The organism is Cyanobium sp. BA5m-21, from assembly GCF_024346235.1.
Classification (GTDB): Bacteria; Cyanobacteriota; Cyanobacteriia; order PCC-6307; family Cyanobiaceae; genus Cyanobium_A; species Cyanobium_A usitatum.
Window position 1 is genome coordinate 1 of sequence record NZ_JAGQCO010000071.1, and the last position, 7,593, is coordinate 7,593.

Annotated in this window: 8 protein-coding genes; 4 read left to right on the forward strand and 4 right to left on the reverse strand. The window is 65.6% G+C overall.

Annotation, left to right across the window (positions count from 1 at the left end):
• On the reverse strand, positions 1 to 1,128 hold a 1,128-nt coding region (argJ, locus tag KBY72_RS13410), incomplete at its 3' end, for a bifunctional glutamate N-acetyltransferase/amino-acid acetyltransferase ArgJ (protein WP_254993788.1).
• Positions 1,129 to 1,184: 56 nt separating this feature from the next.
• Between argJ and coaE the strand changes: the two genes are divergently transcribed.
• Positions 1,185 to 1,772 (forward strand): dephospho-CoA kinase, encoded by a 588-nt coding sequence (gene coaE, locus KBY72_RS13415; RefSeq protein ID WP_254993789.1) that lies wholly within the window; start codon positions 1,185 to 1,187, stop codon positions 1,770 to 1,772.
• On the opposite strand, the gene gatB is transcribed toward coaE, so the two are convergent.
• The gene (gatB, locus tag KBY72_RS13420) at positions 1,762 to 3,270 is read right to left on the reverse strand and encodes an Asp-tRNA(Asn)/Glu-tRNA(Gln) amidotransferase subunit GatB (protein WP_254932386.1); all 1,509 of its coding nucleotides are present in this window, start codon (positions 3,268 to 3,270) and stop codon (positions 1,762 to 1,764) included. The genes coaE and gatB overlap by 11 nt on opposite strands.
• A 136-nt stretch (positions 3,271 to 3,406) precedes the next feature.
• On the opposite strand from gatB, the gene KBY72_RS13425 reads away from it, so the two are divergent.
• From KBY72_RS13425 to KBY72_RS13435, 3 genes are read left to right on the forward strand one after another with little or no spacing between them, the layout of a single operon-like run.
• Positions 3,407 to 3,661 carry a type II toxin-antitoxin system Phd/YefM family antitoxin gene (locus KBY72_RS13425; protein WP_254932387.1) on the forward strand — a complete coding sequence of 85 codons (255 nt, stop codon included), beginning with the start codon at positions 3,407 to 3,409 and terminating at the stop codon, positions 3,659 to 3,661.
• Positions 3,658 to 4,071: a type II toxin-antitoxin system VapC family toxin gene (locus tag KBY72_RS13430; RefSeq protein ID WP_254932388.1), complete on the forward strand. Its 414-nt coding sequence runs from the start codon at positions 3,658 to 3,660 to the stop codon at positions 4,069 to 4,071. The genes KBY72_RS13425 and KBY72_RS13430 overlap by 4 nt, the downstream gene beginning before the upstream one ends.
• Positions 4,068 to 5,174 (forward strand): NAD(P)/FAD-dependent oxidoreductase, encoded by a 1,107-nt coding sequence (locus KBY72_RS13435; RefSeq protein WP_254932389.1) that lies wholly within the window; start codon positions 4,068 to 4,070, stop codon positions 5,172 to 5,174. Before KBY72_RS13430 ends, KBY72_RS13435 begins: the two co-directional genes overlap by 4 nt.
• Positions 5,175 to 5,238: 64 nt before the next feature.
• Here the strand turns inward: KBY72_RS13435 and KBY72_RS13440 are convergent, their stop codons facing one another.
• Both KBY72_RS13440 and KBY72_RS13445 read right to left on the reverse strand, forming a co-directional pair.
• Positions 5,239 to 7,035: an adenylate/guanylate cyclase domain-containing protein gene (locus KBY72_RS13440; RefSeq protein WP_254993790.1), complete on the reverse strand. Its 1,797-nt coding sequence runs from the start codon at positions 7,033 to 7,035 to the stop codon at positions 5,239 to 5,241.
• Positions 7,032 to 7,593 (reverse strand): FecR family protein (locus KBY72_RS13445; RefSeq protein WP_254993791.1); only part of this gene is annotated, 562 nt, incomplete at its 5' end. The genes KBY72_RS13440 and KBY72_RS13445, both read right to left, overlap by 4 nt.

The following is a 7,593-nucleotide window of genomic DNA, read 5'->3' on the forward strand; positions in this document are numbered from 1 at the left end:
GCCATCGCCCACCACCAGGCGAATAATCACCGTGTCGCTCTGCAGATAGGTGCTGGCGGCGGCGCGATCGAAAGCCAGGGGCTGGCCAGCGGCCATCAGCTGGTGCTCGCCCAGCCACAGGGCCACCAGATCAGCAGCAAAGGGCACGCCGGCCCGGCCGGCGGCGGCCACGATCCGGCCCCAGTTGGGATCGCGGCCATGCACGGCGCACTTCACCAGCGACGAGCCGCACACGGTGCGGGCAATCGCACGAGCGCCGGCGTCATCGGCGGCTCCCTGCGCCTGCACCTCAATCAGGCAGGTGGCGCCCTCGCCATCGCGGGCAATCGCCTTGGCCAGGTGTTGCGACACCGCCGTCAGGCCGGCTTCCAGCGCTTCGTAGTGCTCATGGCTTAGGGGCTCCCCGGCTGCAAAGGCCAGGAACGTGTCATTGGTGCTGGTGTCGCCGTCCACCGTGATCGAATTAAAAGAACGATCCACCGCCCGCCGCACCATCGCCTGCCACACCTCGGCGGGTACGCCCGCGTCGCAGCTGAGATAGCCCAGCATCGTGGCCATATTTGGGTGAATCATTCCCGAGCCCTTGGCCATGCCGCCGATGCGCACGTTGCGGCCGCCCAGATCCGCCTCCAGAGCGATCTGCTTAGCCACCAGATCGGTGGTGAGGATGGCAGTAGCTGCCGCGGCCCCACTCTCGGTACTGAGGGCCGCCACCAAGGGATCAAGACCCGCCAGCAAGGTGCCCATCGGAATCGGCACGCCGATCACACCGGTGGAGCAGATCAGCACCTCTTCAGGCGCCAGACCCAACCGATCGGCGACGGCCTGGGTGGCCCGCAGGCTGTCGATCAGGCCCCGGTCGCCGGTGCAGGCATTGGCCTGGCCGGAATTGGTGAGCACCGCCCGGGCGTGACCGCCGGAGGCCGCCAGGCGCTCGGCGCAGAGGTCCACGCAGGCGGCCCGCACCACCGAGGTTGTGAAGGTGCCAGCGCACACGGCGCCCTCGGGCGCCAGCAGCAGGGAGAGGTCGGGCTTGCCGGAAGCCTTCAGACCCGCGGTGACACCAGCGGCTTGGAAGCCACGGGGAGCGGTGATGCCGCCGGGGATCGGGTGCCAGGGGTGGGTCACGGGCTGCAGCTGCTGCGAACCTGAGCATGGAATAGCGCCACGCCCCTTCTCAAGCCATGGTTGCTGCACGCCGCATCGGCCTCACCGGTGGCATCGCCAGCGGCAAGAGCAGCGTGGGCCGGCTGCTGGCGGCGCGGGGTCTGCCGCTGCTGGATGCGGATGTGTACGCACGAGAAGCCCTAGCGCCGGGCAGCACTGGGGCCGGCGCGGTGCTGGGGCGCTACGGGGCTGGGGTCCGGGCGCCCGGCGGAGAGATCGATCGCGCCGCCCTGGGGCGGATCGTGTTTGGCGATGGCGCCGAGCGCCGCTGGCTGGAGCAGCTGCTGCATCCAGTTGTGCGGGCGTGCTTTAAAGCCCAGCTGCAGGAGCTGGCGGCGGAGCCGGTAGTGGTGCTGGTGGTGCCGCTGCTATTTGAGGCGGGCCTGGAGACCCTCTGCAGCGAGGTGTGGCTGGTGGACTGCGACGAGTCGCAGCAGCTGCAGCGATTGATGGCCCGAGATGGCCTGGGCGAGGCCGATGCCCGCGCCCGGATAGCTGCCCAGTGGCCGCTGGCGCGCAAGCGCCAGCTGGCAGATGTGGTGCTTAACAACCGGGGCGAACCCGAGCAGTTAGCCACCGAAGTGGAGCAGGTGCTCAGCCGTTGAGCTTCTGAATCAGAATCTGGTTGGCCAGTTTGGGGTCGGCCTTGCCACCAGTTTTTTTCATCAGCTGACCCACAAAGAAGCCCTGCAACTTGGTTTTACCGCCGCGGAAGGCTTCCACCTCCTCGGGGTGGGCAGCCAGCAACTCCTCCACAATCGCCGTAATAGCAGCGGGGTCGCTGATCATGCCCAGGCCGCGCTCCGCCACGATCGCCTTGGCGGAACCGCCCTGCTCAAGCAACTCGGGCAGAATCTCTTTAGCGATCTTGCCGCTAATAATTCCGCCCTCAATCAGCTGCACCAGCTCAGCTAGCTGCTCGGGCTTAAGGGGCAACTCGGCAATAGCCAGCCTGTTGGCATTTACATAGGCGGCAATGTCGCCGGTGACCCAGTTGGCGATGCCCTTAGCGTCAGCGCCGGCGGCCACCGCGGCCTCGAAATATTCAGCCATCGAGCGCTCATCGGTAAGCACTCGGGCGTCGTAGATCGACAGACCCAGCTGGTCGGCGTAGCGGTGCCGCTTAGCAGCAGGCAACTCGGGCAGCTCGGCGCGCCAGCCCTCCCGCTGGGCGTCACTCACCTCGATGGGTCCAAGGTCGGGATCGGGGAAGTAGCGGTAGTCGCTGGCGCCCTCTTTACCGCGCATGCTCTTAGTGAGCTGTTTGGATTCATCCCAAAGGCGGGTTTCCTGCCGCACCGGCTCGCCGGTTTCGTAGGCCTTGATCTGGCGCTGAATCTCGTAATCAATCGCCTTCTGGATAGCCGAGAAGGAATTCATATTCTTAATTTCCACCTTGGTGCCGAAGGGGGCATCAGGGCCGCGCCGCACGGATATATTTACATCGCAGCGCAAGGAACCCTCCTGCATGTTGCCATCACTCACGCCCAGATAACGCATGATCCGGCGAATCTCCGAGGCGTATTCCGCCGCCTCGCGGCCGGTGCGCAAATCCGGCTTGCTAACAATCTCAGCCAGAGCTACTCCGGCGCGGTTGTAGTCCACCAGGGAGTGGGTAGAGCCGTCTAGGCGATCACTACCGGCGTGTACCAATTTGCCGGCGTCTTCTTCCATGTGAAGCCGCTCTATACCGATGCGCTTCAAATAGGTTTCTTTACCTTTTTCGGCCACCTCAACTTCAATCCAACCATCTTCAGCGATTGGCTCATCGAATTGGGAGATTTGATAATTCTTGGGCAGATCGGGATAAAAATATTGTTTGCGATCAAACTTGCTGTGCGCAGCAATATGCAGGTTGAGGGCAAGGGCTGCTTTTACTGCATACTCGAGCACCTTTTGATTAAGCACTGGCAAGGTGCCGGGCAGGCCACACACCACCGGGTCGATGTGGGTGTTGGGGGCGTCGCCGAAGGCGGTGGAGGCGCTGGTGAAAATCTTGCTGGCGGTGCCCAGCTGCACATGGGTCTCCAAGCCAATCACCGCCTCCCAAGGGAGCTGCTGGGATGGGACTGGTGATGCTGGTGCTACTGCCGCGCCTGTCATGGCCTGTATCGATGCCTGAGCCGATCCTATGGGGAGGTACTGGACGCCGGCCTCACGGGGGCGAGGGGGCTCCGGGGCGGATAGTGATTTGCGCTGTTTAGCTAAGCTAAAACTAAGTCCAGAGGTTTTTGCAGCCATGGCCTACCCGCCATTCCCCCCTGAGCCAGCACCAAGCAACCGGCCCCAACTTGTGAATGTGCATGAGGCCAAAACCCAGCTCTCCCGCCTGCTGCTTCAGGTGGAGCAAGGCGAGGAGATATGGATCGCCAGAGCAGGCAAGCCGGTAGCCCGCCTCAGCGCCTGGATTCCCACCCCCAGCGCCGCCCACGCGCCGGGCGCCATGCGCCACGCCATTGCCATCGCCGCCAACTTCGACGCACCGCTGCAATGAAACGCCTGCTGCTCGACACCCAGGTGCTGCTCTGGTGGCTGGCCGACGACCCGCGTCTGCCGGCCTGGGCCATCGCCGCCGTACAGGCGCCGGGAGCAGAGGTGTTCGTGAGCCAGGTGAGCCTCTGGGAACTGGCCCTCAAGCAACGCCAAGGCCGGGTGCAGCTCGACCTGGCCCGCCTGGAGCAGGAGGTGACCCGTCAACACTTCCACTGGCTGCCCCTACGCAATGAGCACCTGCTGGCCCTGGCCGAGCTGGATAGCAGCGCCGCCCCCAGCGACCTCTTCGACCAGCTGCTGCTCGTGCAAAGCCGCCAGGAACCACTGCTGCTACTCACCGCTGACGCGGCCCTGCGCTCCTGCGGGGCCACGGTGCTGGGGCTGGAGCCAGCGGCGCTGGCCCAGCCATGACTGCAGCCAAGGGGCCAGCCATCACAGTGCTGGGGGGCGGCCTGATGGGCCTGGCCATGGCCCACCAGCTCGCCCGCCGCGGCGAGCTGGTACGGGTGCTGAGCCGGCGCCGCAGCGAAGCCGCCGGATTTGTAGCCGCCGGCATGTTGGCGCCCCACGCCGAGGGGCTCAGCGGCGACCTGCTCGGCCTGGGGCAGGCCAGCCTGCAGCTCATCCCCTCCTGGGTAGCCCAGATCGAAGCCGATAGCGGCCTGAGCTGCGGTCTGCGGCCCTGCGGCATCGTGGTGCCCTTCGCCACCTCGGCGGAGCGGGATGCCTATCCCACCGCCGCCTTCGGCCAACGGCTCGATCGCCGCGGCCTGGAGCAAGAGATTGCCGGCATCGGCGAGCGCTGGCAGGCGGGCCTGCTGTTTGAACAGGACGGCCAGATCGACAACCGCCGCCGGCTGATGCGCGCCCTGGAGCGGGCCTGCGTGGAACTGGGGGTGACCTTTCAGGAGGGCAGCCAGGTGCTGGAGCTGGTCTGCGACCCGGCCGGCGCCCTCAGCGGGGTGCGTCTACGCAGCGCCGAAGGGGAGGAGCACCATCTCGCTGCCGAGCGGGCGGTGCTGGCCTGCGGTGCCTGGAGCGCCCAGCTACTGCCCCAGCTGCCGATCGCTCCGGTGAAAGGCCAGATGCTGTCGTTGCAGGGGCCGCGGCAGGCCCTGCAGCGAGTGATTTTTGGGCCCGGCACCTACCTGGTGCCGAGGCAAGACGGTCTGCTGGTGGTGGGAGCCACCAGCGAAGCCGAGGCGGGCTTCAGCGAAGGGCTCACCCCCGCAGGCCAGCGCCAGCTGCAGGAGGGGCTGGCCAGCCTGCTGCCGGAGGCGAGCGCCTGGCCGCCGATGGAGCGCTGGTGGGGTTTTCGGCCCCACACCCCAGACGAAGCTCCCCTGCTGGGAACCAGCCCCATCCCCGGCCTGTGGCTAGCTGCGGGGCACCACCGCAACGGCGTGCTGCTGGCCGCGATCACCGCCGAATTGGTGGCAAACCAAATCTGCGCATCTGCCCCGACGCAGAGCAGTTGGCAGCAGGCATTTCGATGGGATCGCTTCTCTAGCTGAACCCACACTGAATTATTTAATTTGCCTATTAAGTTTCACTCAACAACTGAATTAGACCTGGTATTTACGCCAATCCATACACCTCCAGCGGCACCTGCCATCCCTTGACGTTATGGCTACCTAAAGGCACCACAACCAGCTCCGGAGGCAGCAGCTGGCGCAGCTCAGCGCTGATCAAAATGCTGTGGTCCGGAAACTGGCGGGTAAGACCCTCAAGCCGGCTGGCGATGTTTACTGCAGAGCCAATCACGGTGTACTCCATGCGCTGGGAGGAGCCCAGATTGCCGGCTACCACCTCACCCACATGAATGCCGATGCCATGACGAAGGGGCGGCTGGCCCGCAAGCTCCAGCTCCTGGTTGAGCCGCTCCAAACTGAGCTGCATCGCCTGGGCAGCCCGCACCGCCGCTAGAGCCTCCGCCGCCTCCCCTCGGCTGCGGGGCAAGCCAAACTCCGCCATCAACGAATCGCCAATGAACTTGTCGAGCAATCCCTGCTCAGCAACCACCGCCTGGGCTAAGCCATCGAAATAACGGTTAAGCAGGGCAAACAAATCCACCGCCTCAAGCCGGGCACTGAGGGGTGTAAATCCGACCAGATCGGTGAACATCACTACACAGCGAGCGCGCTTGCCGCCCAGCTGCGTCCAAACGGGACCGGGCTCCCGCAATATGTCCTGGAGCAGGGCAGGCGAAATCCGTTTGCTGAGCAGCTGATGCAAAACCTGGCGCTCTCGAGTCTCGCGCCAGCCCAGGGCAGCGCTGCGCCATCCCCCTGCGAGACCCGGCAGCAACAACAGACTTGACAGGGGCAGCCAGAGAAAGGCAGTCCACCAAACCAGGGCCGCCAACAGGGCCGCAGCGGTCAGCCAACCCAAGCTGAGCACCGTGGCCTGCCGTGCCGTGACCACCCGCGTCAAGCTCCAGGCCACCAGCGCAGCCCAGCTCAACAACAACGCCAGCTGGCCGAGATCGGGGAGAAACTGAATCGAAGTGCCGGCCATCGCACTAGCCAGGGCAGCCGCCTGCACCTCCGTGCCGCTCTGGGGACCGAACGGCGTCTCAAGCTGACCGCCCAGCTCAGCAGCCGTGGCGCCGATCACCACGGTGCGGCCACGCCAGAACGCAGCTGGCTGCTCCAGCAGCTGCCAGGCCGGCACGATGGGCAGAGTGCCGGCCGGCCCGGGAAAGTTGATTCCCCGCACGGACGTGGGAGGGGCCTGAGCGCTGGCGGCCCAGGCAAGCGCTTGGGGCAGGGGAGGTTGGAAGCCAGCCAGATGGGCTGCAATCCAGTCACTGCCTGGGATGGCATCAGTAATGCCCTGGGGGCTCTGCAGCAGGTTGGTCAGTCCCACCGCTATGCCGGCGTACAGGGGCGTTTGCAACTGCACCTGCTCCAGGTCTTGCTGACTGCTGCCTGCGGATGAGGCAGCCAAGACAAGCTGAGCCCTCCAGGGAGCCAGACGGCGCTGAAAAGCTGCGTCATCGGCCTGGCCGAAACGACTGGGCTGGGCTAACACCAGGTTGAACACCACCCGGCGAGCACCCCGCTCCAGCACGGTGGCCGCCAGCTCAGCCTGCAGCGCCCGCGGCCAGGGCCACTGCCCCATAGTTCGCCACAGGGGCGAAGCCTGACGCTCCTCCGGGCTGAATAGGCGATCAAGGTTGATGGAGTCGGCATCGATAGCCACAACAACCGGTGCCCCAGGATCAAGGCGCACCCCCCGCAGGCGAAAAAGTTGCGCCTGCAAAAACGCATCAAGGGCCACCAGCAGCTGGCCAGGAGGCGAGGGTCGCAGAACCGGCTGAACCAGCAGCAGCCCGGCGAACAGGGCCAGACCCCACAAGGGCGGTCGCCTCACCGGGTAGACACCGGCGTGCTGATGCCGAGCTCCCTCTCCAGCACCGGCAGGGTTTCCATTGGGGCAGCGAAGCCATTGAGCAGGATGCTCTTCTGACGCCGTGCGGCGGCTTCCTGAGTTGTCAGGCGGGTTTTGGCCCAGGTGCCGTTCTCGTAGGCCAGCTGCTCACCGCTCCGCAGGGTCTTGCGCTGGCCGTCCGTGGTGGTGCAGGCCACCTCGCCCTCCCAACTGAAGATCTTCAGGCCGGTGTCACTTGCCTCGATAAAAACCGTAGTACCGACGATCGAGGCCGTGGCAGCCCGGGTCTGGATCGTGAGCGGCGCGCCGCCCTTGGCGCCCGGATTAACCCAGGCAATGATTTGGCCGCGCTGCAGATCGAGACGCTGGCGACCAAGCCGCAGCACCGCATCCCCGCCCAGGCGGAAGCTGCGGCCATTGGGGAGCTGCACCTGCAGCCGCCCCGGCTTCTGGGTGCGCAAGACGGATTCGTAGGAAAGGTTCTGGCCAGGGCGGGCCGGGCCTTCGCCACCTTGGGGCGGCTTGATGAAGGCCGGCGAG